Below are 18,912 nucleotides of genomic sequence, written 5' to 3' on the forward strand. Positions count from 1 at the left end.
TATAATTTATTTTATTTCTTGATAAGGGGGTATCCAAAATTAGGGCGCAAATGTAGTTAATAATATACTATTTCTGTATTGTATCCCGTTTCTTTTTACAAATAGAGCTTATGTATAATATTTTGTACTACAATTTAATATACCGTGAAGTACATAAAAGGTGCAATTGTATACCGAAATACAATATTAGTCCCCTTTTTTTACATGCAAACACAACATATGTATAATATTACAATCACATATTTTTGTGTTTGCCTAGTTTTGCATTAGAAATAAAACACACCTAGATGGAAGAAATAAAAGTTAACCGTAAAATAGAAATCAATAAATTCTTTAAAATTAGTAGGATGAAGGAGATAATTAAGCCTACTAAACCACATAAACACGAGGGGTATTTCGAAATCATATTCTTATCAGAAGGAGCAGGAGTACATATTATAGATGAACACAACTATTCCGTTGAGCCTCCCTTATTATTTTATATGAACCCCGGCCATGTTCATTGTTGGGAGTTTTCAAAAATACCGAAGGGTTATGTTTGTATTTTTAAAGAGGAGTTTTTAAGTGCCTATCCTGATATTAAATTGATATTTTCAAAGTTAAGTACTAAATACAATCTACGCCAAAAGAATATAAGCATTGAAAGTGATTTTAAGTTGATGCGCGAAGAATATGAACGCGATTATCCTGATTTGGATATTTTACGTCATTATTTAATTATTCTTCTCTTAAAGATGAGTCACTTTCCTATACCTAAAGGCAATGTTCAAACAGAGGTAAACCCAACTCTATTCAAATATCGTCAACTCATAGAAGAGCATTATATAGAGGAAAAGAACCTAGAGTTTTATGCTGATAAACTCAGCGTTTCAAAGCGCGTATTAAATAGCACCTGTAAAAAAGAAATCGGACGATCCGCCTCGTCTTTAATTAGTGAGAGAATTATAGTTGAGAGTAAACGTTTATTGAAACATTCTAATAATTCAATATCAGAAATAGCTTATCATTTAAATTTTAACGATCCATCGCACTTTGCAAAATTCTTTAAGGGAAAAACAAATCTGACACCAGGTCAGTTTAGAGATAAACTTTAGAGAATATTTAAAGCTGAAGAACAAATGTACCCAAACTAGGTTAAATAGTACAAGAATTACGTAGGGCGTTACAATACATTTGCCTAACAGGAATAATCAAAAAAAAACGAAATGAACAAAATTTTATTACCATTAATGATGGTTTTTATCTCAATGTCAATTTTTGCCCAAAAAGGAGATATTAGAGGCCTTATTATAGATAAGCAAACAAATGAAAGTATTCCGTATGCAGGGGTTGCTTTGTATTTATCAGACGGCACTGCTCCAGAGAAAGGTGCATCATCTGATATTGATGGTAACTTTATTATCGAAAAAGTAAAAGCGGGTACCTATCGACTAGAAGTTTCTTTTATGGGATACGAAACAACAGTTGTGAAGGATATTGTTGTTAAGCAAGGTGATGTTAACGTGGGAGAAATAGCACTTGCACCTAATAATATCGAGATTGAAGGTGTTGAGGTTACTGCAATGAAAAAAACGGTGACTTCAAAAATAGACCGTAAAGTGTATAGTGCCGATGATTTTGCAACCGCAAAAGGGGGTACTGCTACTGATATTTTAGATAAGTTACCTGCAGTATCGGTTAGTCCAGATGGCGAAGTTGCTGTGCGTGGCGCTACCGATTTTATGGTATATATAAATGGTAAGCCAACACAAACCAGTGCAAGTGATATTTTAGCTCAAATGCCAGCAGAACAAATTGAGAATGTTGAAATTATAACAGTGCCAGGCGCACGTTATGATGCTCAGGGAAAAGGTGGAATAATAAATATTACTACGCAAAGAGGTGCCGCTGATGGACTTTCGGTGGTTGCCAACGGTATGGTTGGTGGTACGCCTTGGAGTAACGGTAGAGATGTTTATAGTAATCAAAAGCTTGATAACGATAGATTCAATGCCAGCCTTAACCTAATGTATAATAAAGACAAGCTATCCATCACTGGAGCCTTTTCAATGCAATCGCGCAATAATAAAGGGGTAGGTATTATCGATCCTTACATTTATCAGCATCCAGAGGAATCTGTGAGCGGATATCCGGGGAGCTATTATGTATTAGATGGTGAAGGTTCGCGCCCTAAGTGGTACACAAATATTATGGGAAGTTTTGGTATTAATTATCAGTTTAACGAGAAATCGGATATTGCTGTCAGTTATCAATATTCGCAACGTACCAGTGGTCGTACTGCAAACTATGTTTACGATGCCTATTTTGCCGATTCTCCTAATGGAGAGCCTTATCCCGAAACTTTACAGCAAATTTATAACCCTAATGATATTCATAGAGATGGTTGGTTTAGTAACCTAGGCTTAGATTATAACTATAAGTTTAGCGAGAAGTCAAAATTCAGTTCATCTTTTATTTACGAGACCTCTGAATTACAACAAACCATCGATAATAAAGAGTTTGCTTATGATGGTGATCGTTATTATTACGATGATAAACCAGATTTTCACTCTTTCCAGAGCGATGATACTCCATTAGATGCCTATCGTTTAAACTTGAATTTTGAGCATGCATTTGATAATGGAAATACTATGAATGTTGGAGTTCAGCCACAATGGGTGCGTTTAGAAGGCGTGTTTGAGTATGATACTATTGTTGGAAACGAGTATTGGGGCGAGCCTGAAAGCTACGATAACAACATTGATTTAAAGCGCGATATTTATGCCGGATATATTGATTATGCCGGAAAAGCCGGAAAGCTAAACTATGTAGTTGGCTTGCGTGCTGAGTATATGGATCAGCTGATGAATGTAGCAAGTACCGAATATTTTGAGTATGTATATGGATACTTTGAAGAGGTGGGAGATGGTCGTGACTTTGACCAAACAGATTTTGAGCAACGTAAGTTCGATTTATTCCCAACCTTACATGCAGAGTACCAAATGAATGACGCAAATAGTATTTCGTTAGCAGCCAGCCGACGTATCAATCGACCGCCAGCCAAAGATATGGCGCCATTCTTATACCGCCGTCATCAGGAGATTTATGAGATGGGAGATCCTTTATTAAAACCAGAGTATATCATTAACACTGAAGTTAATTATAACCGTAGGTTTGCTAAAAGCGATATGACAATTACTGGTTTTTACCGAGGAGTTAATGATGCCATTTACCGTGTAAACCGAGTGGCCTACGATATGGGTAACCCAGGTGGAGTTTTGTTGCGTAGTTATACCAATGCCGGTAACCAAACTGCTTTAGGTGTTGAAGCCGGTTTTAACTTCGACTTGTTTAACAAGGTGAAATTATTTGCAGGTGGAGCAGTGTACGATTTTAGGGTTATTGCTGATGACGAGTTATTAGGTGAAAGTCGCAATAGTAGAAGTACCAATTGGAATGTGAAAACCAATGCATCATGGATGATTTCAAAACCATTGAAGCTAACTGTTGATTATTCTATTAAATCGGCATCAGTTACACCACAGGGAGAAAGCATACAGTTCGAAATGTTAAATGCCGCTGTATTATACGCTCCTAAAACACTTGAGGGTTGGACCTTTTCTGCAAAAATGTTAGATGTTTTGGGGACCAATCAGGCCGGTGGTTATACTGCAGCTTACGAAGGTGATCAGATATTATTACGTCGCGACTATGTCTATGATTACGAAGGACAGATTGTTGAGTTAGGAGTTAGTTACTCGTTCAACAGTAAGAAAATGAAAAAGCAAAGAAAGCACATTGGAGATGATTATTTTTAGATAATTCAATTGTGTAGAATAATATTATTTGAACCGCGTACTAATAAACTATATTAGTTCGCGGTTTTTTTATACCCTTTTTTGTGGTTTAATAATAAAACAGTCAAGCATAACTATCAAATAGCCACAGTATACTTAATAAGCTAAAAAGATTACCTTTACCACTCCTAAATTAATAAACAACTATGCAAAAAGTAGCCATTCCCACTAAGGGAACAAACGTTGATGACCATTTTGGTCACTGTGAAAAATTTACAATCTATACGCTATCTGAAGATAGAAAAATTATTGCCGAAGAAAATTTCGGATCACCCGAAAGCTGCGGATGTAAATCAGATTTAGCCATCGATTTAGCGAAAGCCGGGGTTACTGTATTACTTGCTGGTGGCATGGGGCAAGGTGCTGTAAACAAAGTAAAGGCTGAGAATATTGAAGTTTTTATTGGTTATGCGGGCGATGCAAAACAGGCCTTAACCAAATGGATTAATGGCGACAAAGGCAATTGGTCTATTTGTCCGCCACACAGCGAAGAGTGTGCGCATTAGTTTACTTTACGATTTAAGCAATCAAAAGCGCGATTAAGATTCTGTCTTAATGGCGCTTTTGGTTTTTTATTACAAAACAATATAAACCTTAGTAGTGTTAGAATCATTATAGTACCAATTTTAATAATGCTTATTATAGCTTATTCTATAAATAAGTAGATTATTTTATTCGCAGTATTTTTGGTTTCATCCCTTACAAAAGATTTTAATAATGAAAGTACTCATATTATTTGCACATCCTGCATTTCATAAATCCAATGTAAATAAGGTAATGGTAGATGGATTATCAGCTACTGACTCTGTTACATTTCACGATTTATATCAAGCTTATCCCGATTTTGATATAGACATAGAGCGCGAGCAAGAACTGCTGTCACAACACGATTGTGTTATATTTCATTATCCATTTTTTTGGTACAGTAACCCAGCCTTGTTAAAGGAATGGCAAGATTTAGTACTTACCCACGGTTGGGCATTTGGTAGCAAAGGAAATATGCTAAAGGGTAAATTATTTTTTACAGCCATAACAGCAGGAGGTCCCAAGGCGAGCTATACCAACGATAGTTTTAATGGCTACACCATACAGCAGCTAATTGCACCCTTACTGCAATCCGCAATGCTTTGTAAAATGATTACACTACCACCGTTTATTGTGTACGGTACCCATGCCATAGAACTGCCCGAAGTAATGAAGCAAAAGCGAATATACTCTGAGTTATTACGCCAATTGGCAGAGGATGAATTTGAAGTAGAGGCAGCGCTTGAATATGAAGACTTAAACGATTACATCACCCACAAAATGAAATAATATGGAAGGCGATTTTTTTTATCAAGCATTTATATATTTAGGTGCTGCAGTTGTGGCAGTTCCGTTAGCTAAAAAGTTAGGCTTAGGTTCTGTGTTAGGCTATTTGATTGCCGGAGTTTTAATTGGTCCTTTTGTGCTCGGTTTTGTGGGAGAGGAAGGACAAGATATTATGCATTTTGCCGAGTTTGGTGTTGTAATGATGCTCTTTCTAGTGGGTTTGGAGTTACAACCTTCCTTATTATGGAAGCTTCGTAAATCTATACTAGGGCTTGGTGGTATGCAAGTGGGCATTACCGCCATTATTATAAGTGCTGTTGCCTTAATGTTTACCGATTTAGCATGGCAAACAGCTTTGGCGGTAGGTTTAACATTGGCCTTATCGTCCACCGCCATTGTAATTCAAACCCTCAACGAAAAAGGATTGATGAAAACAGAAGGAGGCCAGAATGCTTTCTCTGTATTGTTATTTCAAGATATAGCTGTAATTCCTATTTTGGCATTCTTTCCAATGCTAGCTGTTTTCGAATTACAACATATTGATAGTGGCCACCACGAAGAGTTGTGGTTAAATTCATTACCTATAATATGGAGAACACTTGTAATGCTCGGAGGTATTGCGTCTATTATATTTGGCGGTAAATATCTAATAGGTCCTGCCTTTAGATTAATAGCTCAAACACGTTTGCGCGAATTATTTACTGTAGCAGCCTTGCTCTTGGTTATTGGTATCACATTACTGATGACGCAAATGGGCTTAAGTCCTGCTTTGGGAACCTTTTTAGCCGGCGTGGTTTTGGCACAGAGTGAATACCGCCATCAGCTCGAAACGGACATTGAACCCTTTAAAGGTTTATTATTGGGTTTATTTTTCATTGCAGTGGGGGCATCCATCGATTTCAAGTTAATAGGTAGTAGTCCAGCTACTATTGCCATGTTAGTATTCGGTTTAATACTTATAAAGCTGATTGTTTTATTCGTTATCGGAAAGGTTTTTGGCATGCGCATGGATAATAATATGCTGTTTTCTTTTGGCTTGGCACAAGGGGGTGAGTTTGCTTTTGTATTGGTTTCTTTCGGACTACAGAATGGAGTTATGGATGCAGCAACAGCAGATCCTCTTATTGCAGCAGTAGCTATTTCCATGGCCTTAACACCGTTATTAATGATGGTTAACGAAAAGTTTATTCAGCCTAATTTCGGTACCAAAGAGGAAGATGATAGAGAAGCCGATGTGGTAGATGTACAGAATAACATTATTATCGCAGGCTTTGGTCGATATGGATCAATGATAGGGCGTTTTTTACAGGCAAACGGACAACAAGCTACTTACCTTGATATTGATCCTAATAACGTAGATTTATTACGAAAACTTGGTTTTAAGGTTTTTTACGGAGATGCCTCTCGCCACGATTTATTGCATGCTGCAGGAGCGGAGGATGCCAAATTATTAATTGTTACGGTTGATGTGCCTGAAAAAGCCATTGAAATTGTAAAAACAGCCAAAGAGCATTTTCCACATTTAAAGATTATATCGCGTGCCCGTTCATGGTCAAATTACTCTGATTTAATAGATGCTGGCATTACCAATATATACCGCGAGTATCTCGAGAGTTCCTTACGCATGGCTGCTGATGCATTAGCATGTTCGGGTTTTAGAGCCTATCAGGTTGAGCGTGCCGTTAAAAAGTTTAAGCGTCATGATGAACGTTTGTTAAGAGAGCTCTCATCGCAAAAGCACGAGGACGGTAGTTTCTTGAGAGGTGGTAAACGAAATATTGAAGAGTTAGAAAGAATGATGCTTGAGGATATGGAGAATGACGCCAAGGATAAAGATTTAGGTTGGGATGTAGGTTCTGTTAAGGAGGAATATGCAAAATTCTTTAAGGCACATTTTGATACCGATACTCCAAGTAATTTCAGTAAAAGATATAAAGGTGATGAGTAATAAGACTTCATAAATATTGTTGTTTTGTAGGAAGTTAAGAGATTGTAATTCCGTATGAACCCATACTTATATCAAATGTATATAGATTTACATATACCAGTACAGATCAAATTACTTTCGTTGCAGTATTAATAGTAAAATAATATTTCAATGATAAACGCATATTTTTATTCTAGGATAAGTACCCTTATTCTAGGCTTTATTTTAATCAGTAGTGTGATCGGAGCACAGCCATTCCCCGCATCCGACCCAAATAACGAAGGTGGTTGGCAGTTAAATAAGTATGTTAGTGACGAATTTAATGGCACAGAGCTTGACAAGACTAAATGGTGGATATTAGGCGAAAATGGAGATTATCGTGCCAAGTGGAAGGGGAGAGCTCCTGCTCAGTTTGCCCCGCATAATGTGAGAGTCGAAGGTGGTGAGTTGATACTAACTTCTCAATGGGAGCCTGATTTTGATTTTGCAGCAAGTTCGCATAAAAACGAGGATGGCAAGGTTGTTAAATACGAGAATATAACGCAAGCCTGTATCATGAGTGAGCGTTTCTTCAAGTATGGCTATATGGAAATTCGCTGTAAAGCTGCAGATGCACCCGTTACTTGTGCATTTTGGACCACTGGATATCAGTCGGAGATTGATATGACAGAAAATTATGGCAAGCGACCTATCGGAAATCCTAAAAACAAGCCGGAGACCTTAGAACGTAAGTATCGTACAAATTTAATTAGTTGGGATCCTGATAAAGCAAAAGACCATAAACAATGGAAAAATGAAGAACTACTTGATGTAAGGGTTGCTCAAGATTATTATGTATACGGTTTTGAATGGGATAAAGATTATTTCAATATTTACTTTAATGGCGAATTATTAAAGAGTGCTACACGAGAAGAGCTAGAGGCTAAAGATCAATGGCGCCATAATGCAGCCCAAGAGCTTTGGATTGATTCCGAAGTTTTTGAGTGGTACGGTTTACCAACAATGCAAGATTTAGCTGATAATGTAGGAGAGTATAAAATTGACTATGTAAGAGTATGGCAAAAGGAATTGAATGGTCCTTATTTTGATGCATTAGGCTTTGAAGGCCCTTTTTATTACAGTGGGCGCAGTGCCAATTGGTGGGCGCCAAGTGCAAGCTCTTGGCGTATGAAAAACGATAAGGTGGCAAGTGGTGAATTAAGTTTGCGCTATTTACAAACAAAGGAGGCTCCAAAAAATCAAACCATTTCTTCGCCAGCAGGATCTTTGAACTTGCCTGCCGGTGCTAATACCTTATCCTTTAAAATATGGATTGATGAGGATACCAATGTAGATCAGATATCTTTTATTCTTGATAAACCATGGCTGAAGCTCGACTTCGACATCAGTAAGGTAAAAAAGGGGAAATGGCTTACCCTAAAAAAGAACTTTAAAAGAAATGAGGCTTCAGATACCAATATTAAGGATGGAGATCGCTTAAGAATCCAAGTAAGTAATCAGCATGTATCAGGCATCAATAACCTCTTTTATATTGATGATATTAAGTTTGAATTTGATAATACTCCAGAAGTAAGAAAATAGTTTAAATAGAATAGCAAATGCTTTTAAATAATGCCTTGTGTCTATTGGTGATGCAAGGCATATTTTTTGCGCCAAAATGTGGGAAATAAAAAAGCCAATTGAAAAATCTTCAATTGGCTTTTATTTGAGCGAAAGACGGGGATCAAACCCGCGACCCTTAGCTTGGAAGGCTAATGCTCTATCAGCTGAGCTACTTTCGCAATTCAATATTTTCTGGAGCCAATGGAGGGACTCGAACCCACGACCTGCTGATTACAAATCAGCTGCTCTAGCCAGCTGAGCTACATTGGCAACATTATTACTTTAGTGTGGGCAGAGCAGGATTCGAACCTGCGAAGTCGAAAGACAACGGAGTTACAGTCCGTCCCAGTTGGCCGCTTTGGTATCTGCCCTAAAGCGGGTGCAAATATAGAAATTACTTTTTCAAACTGCAAGCCATTTCCACCATTTTTATTGCGGTAATTGCCCCTTCATCCCCTTTGTTTCCGTGCACTCCACCTGCTCTGTCCTTGGCTTGCTGCATGTTAAGAGTTGTGATTACACCAAAAATAAAAGGTATATTATAATCTAAATTTAATTGAGTAATACCTTGGGTAACGCCATTACATACAAAATCGAAATGAGGCGTGTCTCCTTGTATTACACAACCCAAGCAAATTACAGCATCCACATCGGTATTTTCAGCTAATAGTTTACCGCCCATTGTAAGCTCAAACGTTCCGGGAACGTACTTTTTTACAATGTTATCAGCCTTAGCTCCATTCTCAATTAAAGTATTATATGCGCCTTCATATAAGGCTTCAGTGATTTCTTCGTTCCATTCAGATACAACAATCCCAAATTTCATGTTAGCAGCCGAAGGCATTTTGCTTTTATCGTAGTCCGATAAGTTTTTTAAACTAGTTGCCATATTGCTTTTTATTTTGCTACAAAAATAAAAGAGCTTACCAATATTGGCAAGCTCTTTCTAATATCTTTTATGTAATAAATTACTTTTTGCTTAGTAAATCAGCTCTAGTAATATATTTATCAATGCTTCTTGCTTCAGCGCTAGCTTTAAAATCAGTTTTGATTCTAGTGTAGGCCTCAAGAGCTTTGTTGTATTCTTTAGCATCCTCGTAAACTAATCCTAGTTTTAACAAGTAAGCTGGAGCCACAACAGCATTTCCAATTTTTGCAGCACTGCTGTAGTTGCTAATTGCTTTAGATGTGTTTCCTTTTTCAAGATAAGCATCTGCTAAAGCACCTTTACCCATTGCGTTAATTACTTCATCTCCGCACGAGAAACCTTCTAAATAATCAATAGCCTCGTCAAAATTACCTAGGTTAAGGTAAGAAACACCAGCGTAGTATTTAGCTAGTTTTGAAGACTTAGTTAAAGAGTATCCTTCAGCTATATCTAAAAAACCTTGGTTCATTCCATCGCCATTTAAAGCTAGGTTGAAACTATCTTTCTCAAAATAGTTTTGAGCAAAAAACATTGCGTTTTGTGCTTCATTTTCTTGCGGTTGAATATATAACTTCTTTGTTGCCCAGTAACCTCCAACTACTATAATAATAGCAAACATTATTATAGTAAGGGTTTTTTGGTTGTCTTCAATAAATTGTTCCGTTGTACTTAAAGCATGTTCCACATTCTCCATGCTTGCTTCCGTAGCGTATTCTTTTTCTTTCGACATGAATTCTTTATTATTATTGATTCGCAAATGTAATTCTTTTACTAAAAAATCAAAATAAGACATCGTAATTATTTCGACTTATTTTGGCTAAAATAGAGAATTCTTTTAAATCTAGTGATTACAGATATGTGTTATAAAACGCTTTTATATCACCGAACTCTGGGATTTAAATTATTTAGCGCTCTTTAAAATTTAAACAACATTATAATGAACTGTATTTTAGTATGGTAGCAAACTATGCTCTTTTCATCCATCAAAAAGTTAAATCTATTTTATTTGGCAGCCTTAATATCATTAATGTTTAATTAATTTTGCCAACGCAAAACAGGTATAATTATGTATTTAAAGAATCTCCATCTTATCAATTTCAAAAATATCTCATTGGCTCAGCTCGATTTAGTTGAGGGGATCAATTGTTTTGTTGGACATAATGGAGCAGGTAAAACCAATTTGTTGGATGCTATATATTATATGTCGTTTTGTAAAAGTTATTTTAATCCGGCCGATAGCCAGAATATAAAGCATGAGGGGGATTTCTTCGTAGTGCAAGCTTCATATGAAATAAACCATCAGGAGGAGCATGTGTATTGTGGTATTAAAAAGGGCCAGAAGAAACAGTTTAAGCGAAATAAAAAAGAATACACCAAACTATCTAATCACATTGGCTTATTACCTTTAGTAATGATTGCTCCGCAGGATGAATCGCTGATTACTGAGGGAGGAGAGGCTCGACGAAAGTATCTGGATACTGTTATTTCTCAGTACGATAAATCGTATTTAGATTATTTAATTAACTATAATAAGCTATTGGCACAGCGTAACTCTTTTCTGAAGTCGAAAACGCACTTAAGTGATGAGGTACATTCTATGTTAGATGTTTGGGATTATCAGATGATGCACCTAGCTTATAAAATTGTAAAGGCACGCCAGGATTTCTTAAACGATTTAAACCCTATATTTCAAGAGTATTATCAATACATATCTAGCAATAAAGAGATTGTTAGCTTTAATTACAAGTCGCATTTAAAAAGTGATACTTTTGAGGAGGATTTGAAAGAGAGTAGGCAGAAGGATTTAATTTTAGGTTATACCAGCAAAGGAATACATCGCGATGATGTAGTGTTTAAAATAGATGATTACGCTATTAAGAAAGTTGGATCGCAAGGTCAACGAAAAACCTTTTTAATTGCACTTAAATTGGGACAGTTCCGTTTTTTATCCGATCATAAAAAGGTAAAGCCACTTTTGTTGTTGGATGATATTTTTGATAAGTTAGACTCAGAGCGTGGCGACCGATTAATAGAATTGGTGGGAGGAGATCATTTTAAGCAAATTTTTATTACAGATACTCAGCTAAATAGGATAGAGCCTATATTAAAACAGCTGAACAAAGAGAGTAGAGTGTTTACGGTATCAGAAGGCGAAGTAGCAGTTCATCAGCAGTAAGTCGACCATAGTCTAGTGAATTTTGTGAGCCGCAATTAGCATTTAAATAATTGAATTAAGAAGTATTGTTGAATCAATACATTATATATACCATATGAAGAAGAAAGAAGCGCAACCCATACGCGATATTATTAAGCAGTTTTTACACGAGGAACACCTTGATCAGGGATTGATTGAAAACAGAGTGGTAAATTCTTGGGAGGCAGTTATTGGTAAAACAGTAGCACGTGCTACTACGCATGTGAGTATTAATAATGGTATTCTGTATGTTAAAATTAACTCAAGTGTAATGCGCAATGAGCTAATGATGATACGCTCAAAAATAGCAGATGCCCTAAATAATCATGTAGGGCATCATATTGTAATGGATGTGGTAATTCAATAGCTCAGCAGTTTCGAGTTTTCAGTTAGTAGTCAGTATTTGATACTTTTTAAATAGAATCACTACCGACTAATAGCTAAACCTCTACTGACTATATCTACAATCGTTCTCTTTTACTAAAGAAAAAATCGCACTCGCGTTCTGCACTTTCATCACTATCAGAACCATGAATTGCATTATGTGCCTTATCAGTAGCAAACATTTTACGTATGGTACCTTCTTTGGCTTCAGAAGGGTCGGTAGCACCAATTAAAAACCTAAAGTCTTCAACGGCATTTTCCTTTTCAAGTATCGCGGCAGTTACTGGCCCTGATGACATAAAATCGGTAAGTTCATCATAAAAAGGACGATCTTTGTGTTCTATATAAAACGCTTCAGCATCCTGCTTATTCAATTGCAGTGTTTTTATGGCACAGAATCGAAAACCCGATTCTTCAATTTTAGCCAAAATAGCTCCTAAGTTTCTCTTTTTAACAGCGTAGGGTTTAATAATAGTTAATGTTTTATCAGCAGCCATATATTGTTTTTTTAGTATTTAATAAATCTCCTTTAGTAACTATTAGGTATCTGAAAAGGTTTTCGTTTGTTATTATGATTTAACTCATCAATATTTGAGTGATCGCTATTGTGAGTAGCATAAAACGAGACTACATAATAGTGATATTTTAGCTGATCTCAAACATAAGTTTTCATAAAAAATAAAAAGAATAAGCTAATTGAAGTATTCTTAAGTAGAATTTATAAAATAGAATATCTTTGCAAGTCCAAAGTTTAAAATATGGTATCGGAGAAATTGATCAGTGCTTTTAAAACTAAAATAGAAGCCGCAAATACAATTAGTATAGTTCCTCACCTAAATCCTGATGGTGATGCAATGGGATCGGCATTAGGATTAATGCATGCCTTGAAAAATTTAGGTAAGAAGCCTTCAGTTATTGTACCAACGGCCTTTCCTAAGTTTTTATCGTGGCTTAATGGTGTAGATGAAATTGTAGTATTTGAAGAAAATGAAGATCAGGCAAAGTCTACAATAACAGAATCAGATTTGCTTATTTATTTAGATTTTAACGCCTATAAAAGGGTTGGGGAAACAATGGAAGGCTTTATCGCTAATCTTCAACTACCCTCAGTTATGATTGACCATCACCCTTATCCCGATGAAATTGCTGATGTGATGATAAGTGTAACGGCCGCATCTTCCACATGCGAATTGGCCTGTAATGTGCTTAAATTATCAGGCTGGAGTCAATATATAGACTCTGATGCTGCGGAGTGCTTTTATACGGGGATAATGACGGATACTGGTTCGTTAAACTACAATTCCTCTAACCCAGACACCTATAGGACCGTTGCCGATTTGATAGAGATTGGTATTGATAAAGATAAGGTGCACCAATTATTATTTCAGAGTAATTCCTTTAACAGGATGAGATTACTGGGTTATGTATTGAGTGAAAAGGTCACCCTAATACCTGAGTGCAAAGTGGCCTATTTATGGTTAACTAAAGAAGAGTTAGAAAAATATAATTTTCGACCAGGAGATACCGAAGGATTTGTAAACTATCCATTGAGTATTGAAGGGATTAATGCTTCGGCCTTTTTTATGGAGAAGGATGAACAAATAAAATGTTCTTTCCGCTCGCAAGGCGATTTCCCGGTAAATAAGTTCTCTGAACTATTTTTTAATGGAGGAGGACATAGAAATGCAGCAGGGGGTAGGTCTGATTTTGATATGGAGGGCTCGTTAAAACGTTTTCTCTCTGAATTCCCTAAGTTTTATCAAGATTTTATAAAAGCATAGGTGCTTGTGTAGTTTAGTCAGTAGTTTTTAGTAAATAGCAGAGGTAAAACGTGTAATGCTTTATAGCTTATTTTACTTCTTAATATGCTATCTAACTAAATAGCTTGAATAAGCAGTGTCTATAATCACAAATCGAATCATCTATAGTTTAATTAAACCAAAAATATCGATATGCTAAAATCACTGATCGTTCCCTTTTTACTATTGCTTGTATTTACATCGTGTAAAACGCAGAAAAAGGAACGTGCTAAAAAACAAAGGATTACTACCGAAGATTTAATATCGGCTAATCGATATATGGTGGGGCAGGATGCTGCTGCTATTAAGAGCTATTTAGAAAGGCACGAGCTTGACTTTACTGAAACACAAACTGGTTTATGGTATAAAATTGATAATGAAGGAAATGGTGCTTTGGTGAAAAAGGGAAATGTTATACGTTTGTCGTATGATGTGTCTTTGCTCGATGGTACTCAGGTGTATGCATCTAAAGAAGATGGAAATAAAGAATTTAAAGTAGGACAAGGTGGTGTTGAATCTGGCCTAGAAGAAGGGGTTTTGTTGTTGCGTAAAGGAGCTAAAGCCCAATTTATTATGCCGCCGCACTTGGCGCATGGCTTGGTTGGAGATGATGAAGAAATACCACCGCGAGCAACGATTATATACCATGTTGAAGTGCTAGAACTCAAAGAATAGATCACTTTTTTTTGATAAAAATTAATAAAGTACTTTCTTTGCAATTATTATAAAAAACGAATATGTTCAGATATAACAATATTATTAACAAGTTACTTTTGTTTACCCTTTTAATGGGCAGCATAGCTTGTAGTACCACAACAATTGAAAGCCCGCGTCAGCTTCTTGAAAATGAATCTATCTTATTAGGGGAATTTCTTGAGTTTGTAGATGATGGAGATCATAATCCTGATTTATTAGGGAATCGCGATTACTTGGCTAAGGTAGCGGTTGATACTATTGACTTTTTAAATGTTAACGATATGACTGGTATCGCGTACTTTGAAATGGAAACAGGTACAGGCGACAGACCTGTACAAGGTCAAGAAGTGGGATATAGATTTGTAGAGTACAGAATATTAAGAGATACTTTAGAGCAGCCTGTGGCTAGTGGTTTTTCTAGTAATTGGGGATCTGCTGATCCTGCCGTTTTTACAATAGGAGAATCTACAAGTACATTAGCTCAAAGAGGTATTCCTGAAGGCGTTGCTGCAGCTGTAACCAATATGCGTTTAAATGGCAAAAGCACCGTAATTATGCCATCTACCTTAGTAGGACTAAATGATTATACCTCTCGTATGTACGAAGTTGAATTAACTTATGTAGATCCTCGTTAGACGCGATAATAAGATATTAAATGAAAAAGTCCTCAAGCTAAATTATAGCTTGAGGACTTTTTTTTGATGGTATAAGTGCTTTTTTTGTTAAATGTCACTCACTAATGGAGTTTGTGCTGCTTGAACGACTACTGCCTGCAGCCTTCAAACTACCTGCTAACTAAGGTCTACTCAACTTCTACATCTTCCATATCAATTACAAGCGAGTAGCCTATATTTGAAATATCAATATATAACTTGCGGTTTCCTTTCACTTTCTTCACAATGCCTTTTACGCCAATGAGGGGACCTGAGCTAATGGTAATTTCCTTACCTTTAGTAATTGCGTTAGATTCAACATCAAAGGCAATCTTATTATCAATGGTCTGTTGCATGGCCTTAATCTGATTATCAGGTATAGTAACTGCTTTGCCATTATGTGCAACATAGGCCACAACTCCATTTATTTCAAAAACCCAGTTGTACTGCTCCGGGGAAATATTTATAAAGATGTAAGAACTAATTGCGGGAGTCTCAACCCATTTTTTTCTGTCGCTCCATTTGCGTAATTCTTTTCTTAAAGGCAAATAGTTTCGTATTCCTTTCTTGTTAAGGTCTTCAGAAACCTTTTTTTCTGCTCTCGATTTGGTATATAGGGCATACCAGATCGAATCTGAATTGTTATTACTCACAATAATTTTAATGTTTGGTGGATTGCAAAAATAGTACTTAATATAACTATAAACAATGACAAAATTTACAGAATAGGGCTGCTGATGGTGTATTTTAAGGTGTTCGTAAAAAATATAAGTTGTAACTAGTCGAAATGTGTAAATATTATGTTCTCAATCTTGACTAATATTTATTTGTATGCAGATTAATCGGCATTCATAATTGACTTTTGTTTTAATTCCTTTGTATAAAATTCAAATAGCATTAACTTCGCACTGTATAAGAGAAGAACGTTTCTCTTCACTATTATCAACTAAAGAAATAAAATATTGAAACTGATTGCAAAAACATTTCATGGGCTAGAAGAGATTTTAGCTAATGAACTTAATGAAATTGGCGCTCTAAATATCAAGAAAGTGAATAGAGCTGTTGAATTTGAAGGAGATTTAGAAGTCATGTACAAAGCAAATTTGCACCTACGTACAGCAATCAGAATCCTCCAACCTCTTTTTGAGTTTAAAGCAAAGAATGATCAGGAACTATATGACGAGGTTCAGAAGTTTGATTGGTCAACTTTAATGACTAACAAACAAACTTTAGCCATTGACCCGGTTGTATTCTCTGATATTTTTACACACTCACAATTTGTAGCTTTAAAGATGAAAGATGCAATTGTAGATCAGTTTAGAGATAAAACAGGTATACGTCCTTCTGTTGATGTTGAGAATCCTGATATCCGTTTGGTCATTCACATGGCTAAAGATAAAGCTACTGTTTCATTAGATAGTTCGGGTGACTCGCTTCACAAACGTGGTTACCGAGTGCAAGGACACAAAGCACCATTAAACGAAGTATTGGCAGCTGGTATGGTATTACTATCAGGTTGGAATCCTAAAATACCATTGGTTGACCCAATGTGTGGTTCAGGTACTATTTTGATGGAAGCTGTTATGATTGCTAAGAAATTTGCCCCAGGATTAAACAGAAAGAACTTCGGCTTTATGACCTGGAATAGCTTTAATAAAGAGCTATGGAATAAAATTGTAGAAGAGGCAAAAGAGAAAGTAGAGCATCCACGCTTACATATTTATGGAAGTGATATAAATATGGGAGCCTTAGATATTGCCCGTGAGTCGGCATTGAGTTTCCGTTTTAATAGAGATATTAACTTCAAAGTTTCTGCTTTTGAGAAGTTAGAGCTTGAACGCCCTAAGGGTATGATCATCACAAATCCACCTTATGGTGAGCGTTTGATGAAGGATAAGGATATTAAGGATTTTTACAGAATGATCGGGAATCAATTGCAAGATGAATTCTTGGGTTATGATGCCTGGTTATTAAGTTCAGATACCAAAGCTTTGAATAACTTAGGTATTGAGGTTTCAGATAAAGTAAAATTATTTAACGGTGCCTTAGAATGTGGATTTTATCAGTATAAAATTAACTACGGCAAACTACCTAAGATTATTAAGTTTAGATAGTATAACAAAGGCTGCTCATTGAGCAGCCTTTTTAATTGTTATTTGATTTACAGGCCATTTAGCTGTTAGAACGCTTCACTTTATCTATTAGGAAAGCAATATAATAGACTGAATGGGCTAAATTCTAACAACTAATACCTAACTATTAGATACTAATAGTTTATTTCTCTATCTCTAAAGCCTAGCATATATAATATTGCATCTAAGCCAATGGTTGAAATTGAATTATCGGCCCCCGCTTTTACTTTAGGTTTAGCATGGAAAGCAATTCCTAAGCCTGCAAGTTGAAGCATTGGTAAGTCGTTTGAACCATCGCCAACAGCAATCACCTGATCCAAGTGAATATCTTCTTTAAAAGCTAACAAACGTAATAACTCAGCTTTACGCGCTCCATCAACAATGTCGCCCACATGCTTGCCCGTTAGTTTACCTTTCTTTATTTCAAGTTCATTAGAGAACACATAATCAACACCTAATTTTGCTTTCAAGTAATTCCCAAAGTAGTTGAATCCTCCTGATAGAATAGCCGTTTTATAGCCATAAGTATTTAAGGTTTTCATTAAGCGTTCAGCACCTTCAGTAATAGGTAAGTTTTCAGCAACTTCCTTCATCACTTTTTCATCCAAACCTTTTAATAGTGATACGCGTTTGATGAAACTCTCGTTAAAGTCGATCTCACCACGCATGGCTGCTTCAGTAATCTTTTTAACCTTAGCACCTACGCCAGCTCTCTCGGCCAACTCATCAATTACCTCAGTCTGTATTAGTGTAGAATCCATATCGAAGCACACCAAACGGCGGTTTCTGCGGAATATATTGTCCTCTTGAAAAGCAATATCAATACCAATTTTACGACTTAACTCCATAAAGTCGCTCTTCATTATTTCAGCGTCAATAGGTGTACCTCTAACAAAAAACTCAACAACAGCTTTGTTGCTTTCTTCTTCAGCATTTAAGTCAATTCTACCAGATAAACGAGAGATGGTATCAATATTCAATTGTTGCGAAGATATTATTCGCGTTACCTTAGCCAAGTGCTCGGCAGTGATTTTGCGCGCCAATAAGGTAATGATATAACGCTCTTTACCTTGGTGTCCAACCCATTCGCTATAACGCGCTTCGCTAATAGGCGTAAATTTAATTTTAACGCCTATTTCGTAAGATTTAAATAATAAGTCTTTCAATATAGGTGCTGACTCGTAGGCCTGTGGTACCTCAAATAAAATACCTAGTCCTAAGTCATCATGTATTACGGCCTGTCCAATATCTAATATTTGAACATTATAGTTTGATAATATTTCTGTTAATGAAGAGGTTAAGCCGGGTTTATCTTCTCCTGATATATTAACCAGGATTATTTCACGATTATTAGCCATGTGTAAATATATATTTTCATTAACAAAAATAACAAATCGTTATTACCAAGCCCTTTTAAAGCTATCAAATATCAGTATTTTTACTTTTTTTA

Annotated in this window: 17 protein-coding genes and 3 tRNA genes; 12 read left to right on the forward strand and 8 right to left on the reverse strand. The window is 36.1% G+C overall.

Annotated features, from left to right (window positions below; genetic code table 11):
• Positions 1-287: 287 nt before the first annotated feature.
• The 6 genes from A8B35_RS18430 (at position 288) to A8B35_RS18455 (ending at position 8,655) form a co-directional block, all read left to right on the forward strand.
• Complete coding sequence (locus A8B35_RS18430; RefSeq protein WP_075603672.1) at positions 288-1,094, forward strand: helix-turn-helix domain-containing protein; 807 nt, start codon at positions 288-290, stop codon at positions 1,092-1,094.
• Between the two features lie 111 nt (positions 1,095-1,205).
• Complete coding sequence (locus A8B35_RS18435; protein WP_075603673.1) at positions 1,206-3,797, forward strand: outer membrane beta-barrel protein; 2,592 nt, start codon at positions 1,206-1,208, stop codon at positions 3,795-3,797.
• A 185-nt stretch (positions 3,798-3,982) separates the two neighbouring features.
• Positions 3,983-4,342 carry a NifB/NifX family molybdenum-iron cluster-binding protein gene (locus tag A8B35_RS18440; protein WP_075603674.1) on the forward strand — a complete coding sequence of 120 codons (360 nt, stop codon included), beginning with the start codon at positions 3,983-3,985 and terminating at the stop codon, positions 4,340-4,342.
• 211 nt (positions 4,343-4,553) lie between these two features.
• On the forward strand, positions 4,554-5,150 hold the full coding sequence (locus A8B35_RS18445) for an NAD(P)H-dependent oxidoreductase (RefSeq protein WP_083634519.1): 597 nt from the start codon (positions 4,554-4,556) through the stop codon (positions 5,148-5,150).
• A gap of 1 nt (position 5,151) precedes the next feature.
• On the forward strand, positions 5,152-7,095 hold the full coding sequence (locus A8B35_RS18450) for a monovalent cation:proton antiporter-2 (CPA2) family protein (protein ID WP_075603676.1): 1,944 nt from the start codon (positions 5,152-5,154) through the stop codon (positions 7,093-7,095).
• 150 nt (positions 7,096-7,245) lie between these two features.
• Entirely contained in the window at positions 7,246-8,655 is a 1,410-nt protein-coding gene (locus A8B35_RS18455) for a family 16 glycosylhydrolase (RefSeq protein WP_075603677.1), read from the forward strand.
• 127 nt (positions 8,656-8,782) lie between these two features.
• Here A8B35_RS18455 and A8B35_RS18460 read toward each other — a convergent pair.
• The 5 genes from A8B35_RS18460 to A8B35_RS18480 form a co-directional block, all read right to left on the reverse strand.
• Positions 8,783-8,855 (reverse strand) — tRNA-Gly (locus A8B35_RS18460).
• A gap of 14 nt (positions 8,856-8,869) precedes the next feature.
• A tRNA-Thr gene (locus A8B35_RS18465) sits at positions 8,870-8,946 on the reverse strand.
• A gap of 18 nt (positions 8,947-8,964) precedes the next feature.
• Positions 8,965-9,047 (reverse strand) — tRNA-Tyr (locus tag A8B35_RS18470).
• A 23-nt stretch (positions 9,048-9,070) separates the two neighbouring features.
• Complete coding sequence (gene ribH, locus A8B35_RS18475; RefSeq protein WP_075603678.1) at positions 9,071-9,565, reverse strand: 6,7-dimethyl-8-ribityllumazine synthase; 495 nt, start codon at positions 9,563-9,565, stop codon at positions 9,071-9,073.
• 79 nt (positions 9,566-9,644) lie between these two features.
• Entirely contained in the window at positions 9,645-10,334 is a 690-nt protein-coding gene (locus A8B35_RS18480; protein WP_075603773.1) for a tetratricopeptide repeat protein, read from the reverse strand.
• Positions 10,335-10,670: 336 nt separating this feature from the next.
• Between A8B35_RS18480 and recF the strand changes: the two genes are divergently transcribed.
• Both recF and A8B35_RS18490 read left to right on the forward strand, forming a co-directional pair.
• Positions 10,671-11,780: a DNA replication/repair protein RecF gene (recF, locus tag A8B35_RS18485; protein WP_075603679.1), complete on the forward strand. Its 1,110-nt coding sequence runs from the start codon at positions 10,671-10,673 to the stop codon at positions 11,778-11,780.
• A 94-nt stretch (positions 11,781-11,874) separates the two neighbouring features.
• The gene (locus tag A8B35_RS18490; protein ID WP_075603680.1) at positions 11,875-12,165 is read left to right on the forward strand and encodes a DUF721 domain-containing protein; all 291 of its coding nucleotides are present in this window, start codon (positions 11,875-11,877) and stop codon (positions 12,163-12,165) included.
• A gap of 94 nt (positions 12,166-12,259) precedes the next feature.
• Here A8B35_RS18490 and ndk read toward each other — a convergent pair whose 3' ends face one another.
• Positions 12,260-12,679, reverse strand: a complete 420-nt coding sequence (gene ndk / locus A8B35_RS18495) for a nucleoside-diphosphate kinase (RefSeq protein WP_075603681.1) — start codon at positions 12,677-12,679, stop codon at positions 12,260-12,262.
• 261 nt (positions 12,680-12,940) lie between these two features.
• Here ndk and A8B35_RS18500 point away from each other — a divergent pair, with 261 nt between their 5' ends.
• The 3 genes from A8B35_RS18500 (at position 12,941) to A8B35_RS18510 (ending at position 15,312) form a co-directional block, all read left to right on the forward strand.
• Positions 12,941-13,963, forward strand: a complete 1,023-nt coding sequence (locus A8B35_RS18500; RefSeq protein WP_075603682.1) for a DHH family phosphoesterase — start codon at positions 12,941-12,943, stop codon at positions 13,961-13,963.
• A 171-nt stretch (positions 13,964-14,134) separates the two neighbouring features.
• The gene (locus A8B35_RS18505; RefSeq protein WP_075603683.1) at positions 14,135-14,656 is read left to right on the forward strand and encodes an FKBP-type peptidyl-prolyl cis-trans isomerase; all 522 of its coding nucleotides are present in this window, start codon (positions 14,135-14,137) and stop codon (positions 14,654-14,656) included.
• Between the two features lie 62 nt (positions 14,657-14,718).
• Positions 14,719-15,312 carry a hypothetical protein gene (locus A8B35_RS18510; protein WP_075603684.1) on the forward strand — a complete coding sequence of 198 codons (594 nt, stop codon included), beginning with the start codon at positions 14,719-14,721 and terminating at the stop codon, positions 15,310-15,312.
• Between the two features lie 167 nt (positions 15,313-15,479).
• Here the strand turns inward: A8B35_RS18510 and A8B35_RS18515 are convergent, their stop codons facing one another.
• On the reverse strand, positions 15,480-15,983 hold the full coding sequence (locus A8B35_RS18515) for a UpxY family transcription antiterminator (RefSeq protein ID WP_075603685.1): 504 nt from the start codon (positions 15,981-15,983) through the stop codon (positions 15,480-15,482).
• 309 nt (positions 15,984-16,292) lie between these two features.
• Between A8B35_RS18515 and A8B35_RS18520 the strand changes: the two genes are divergently transcribed.
• Positions 16,293-17,444, forward strand: a complete 1,152-nt coding sequence (locus A8B35_RS18520) for a THUMP domain-containing class I SAM-dependent RNA methyltransferase (RefSeq protein ID WP_222844181.1) — start codon at positions 16,293-16,295, stop codon at positions 17,442-17,444.
• A 152-nt stretch (positions 17,445-17,596) separates the two neighbouring features.
• On the opposite strand, the gene serB is transcribed toward A8B35_RS18520, so the two are convergent.
• Complete coding sequence (gene serB / locus A8B35_RS18525; protein ID WP_075603687.1) at positions 17,597-18,820, reverse strand: phosphoserine phosphatase SerB; 1,224 nt, start codon at positions 18,818-18,820, stop codon at positions 17,597-17,599.
• Positions 18,821-18,912 lie beyond the last annotated feature (92 nt).

Origin of the sequence: Saccharicrinis aurantiacus (genome assembly GCF_001660705.2) — a bacterium.
Classification (GTDB): domain Bacteria; phylum Bacteroidota; class Bacteroidia; order Bacteroidales; family Marinilabiliaceae; genus Saccharicrinis; species Saccharicrinis aurantiacus.

Coding starts and splice junctions, on each gene's coding strand:
- A8B35_RS18480 (WP_075603773.1), bottom strand. CDS start 10,334: ATGTCGAAAGAAAAAGAATACGCTACGGAAGCAAGCATGGAGAATGTG.
- A8B35_RS18510 (WP_075603684.1), top strand. CDS start 14,719: ATGTTCAGATATAACAATATTATTAACAAGTTACTTTTGTTTACCCTT.
- A8B35_RS18440 (WP_075603674.1), top strand. CDS start 3,983: ATGCAAAAAGTAGCCATTCCCACTAAGGGAACAAACGTTGATGACCAT.
- A8B35_RS18455 (WP_075603677.1), top strand. CDS start 7,246: ATGATAAACGCATATTTTTATTCTAGGATAAGTACCCTTATTCTAGGC.
- A8B35_RS18445 (WP_083634519.1), top strand. CDS start 4,554: ATGAAAGTACTCATATTATTTGCACATCCTGCATTTCATAAATCCAAT.
- recF (WP_075603679.1), top strand. CDS start 10,671: ATGTATTTAAAGAATCTCCATCTTATCAATTTCAAAAATATCTCATTG.
- A8B35_RS18505 (WP_075603683.1), top strand. CDS start 14,135: ATGCTAAAATCACTGATCGTTCCCTTTTTACTATTGCTTGTATTTACA.
- A8B35_RS18500 (WP_075603682.1), top strand. CDS start 12,941: ATGGTATCGGAGAAATTGATCAGTGCTTTTAAAACTAAAATAGAAGCC.
- A8B35_RS18435 (WP_075603673.1), top strand. CDS start 1,206: ATGAACAAAATTTTATTACCATTAATGATGGTTTTTATCTCAATGTCA.
- A8B35_RS18490 (WP_075603680.1), top strand. CDS start 11,875: ATGAAGAAGAAAGAAGCGCAACCCATACGCGATATTATTAAGCAGTTT.
- A8B35_RS18450 (WP_075603676.1), top strand. CDS start 5,152: ATGGAAGGCGATTTTTTTTATCAAGCATTTATATATTTAGGTGCTGCA.
- serB (WP_075603687.1), bottom strand. CDS start 18,820: ATGGCTAATAATCGTGAAATAATCCTGGTTAATATATCAGGAGAAGAT.
- A8B35_RS18430 (WP_075603672.1), top strand. CDS start 288: ATGGAAGAAATAAAAGTTAACCGTAAAATAGAAATCAATAAATTCTTT.
- ndk (WP_075603681.1), bottom strand. CDS start 12,679: ATGGCTGCTGATAAAACATTAACTATTATTAAACCCTACGCTGTTAAA.
- ribH (WP_075603678.1), bottom strand. CDS start 9,565: ATGGCAACTAGTTTAAAAAACTTATCGGACTACGATAAAAGCAAAATG.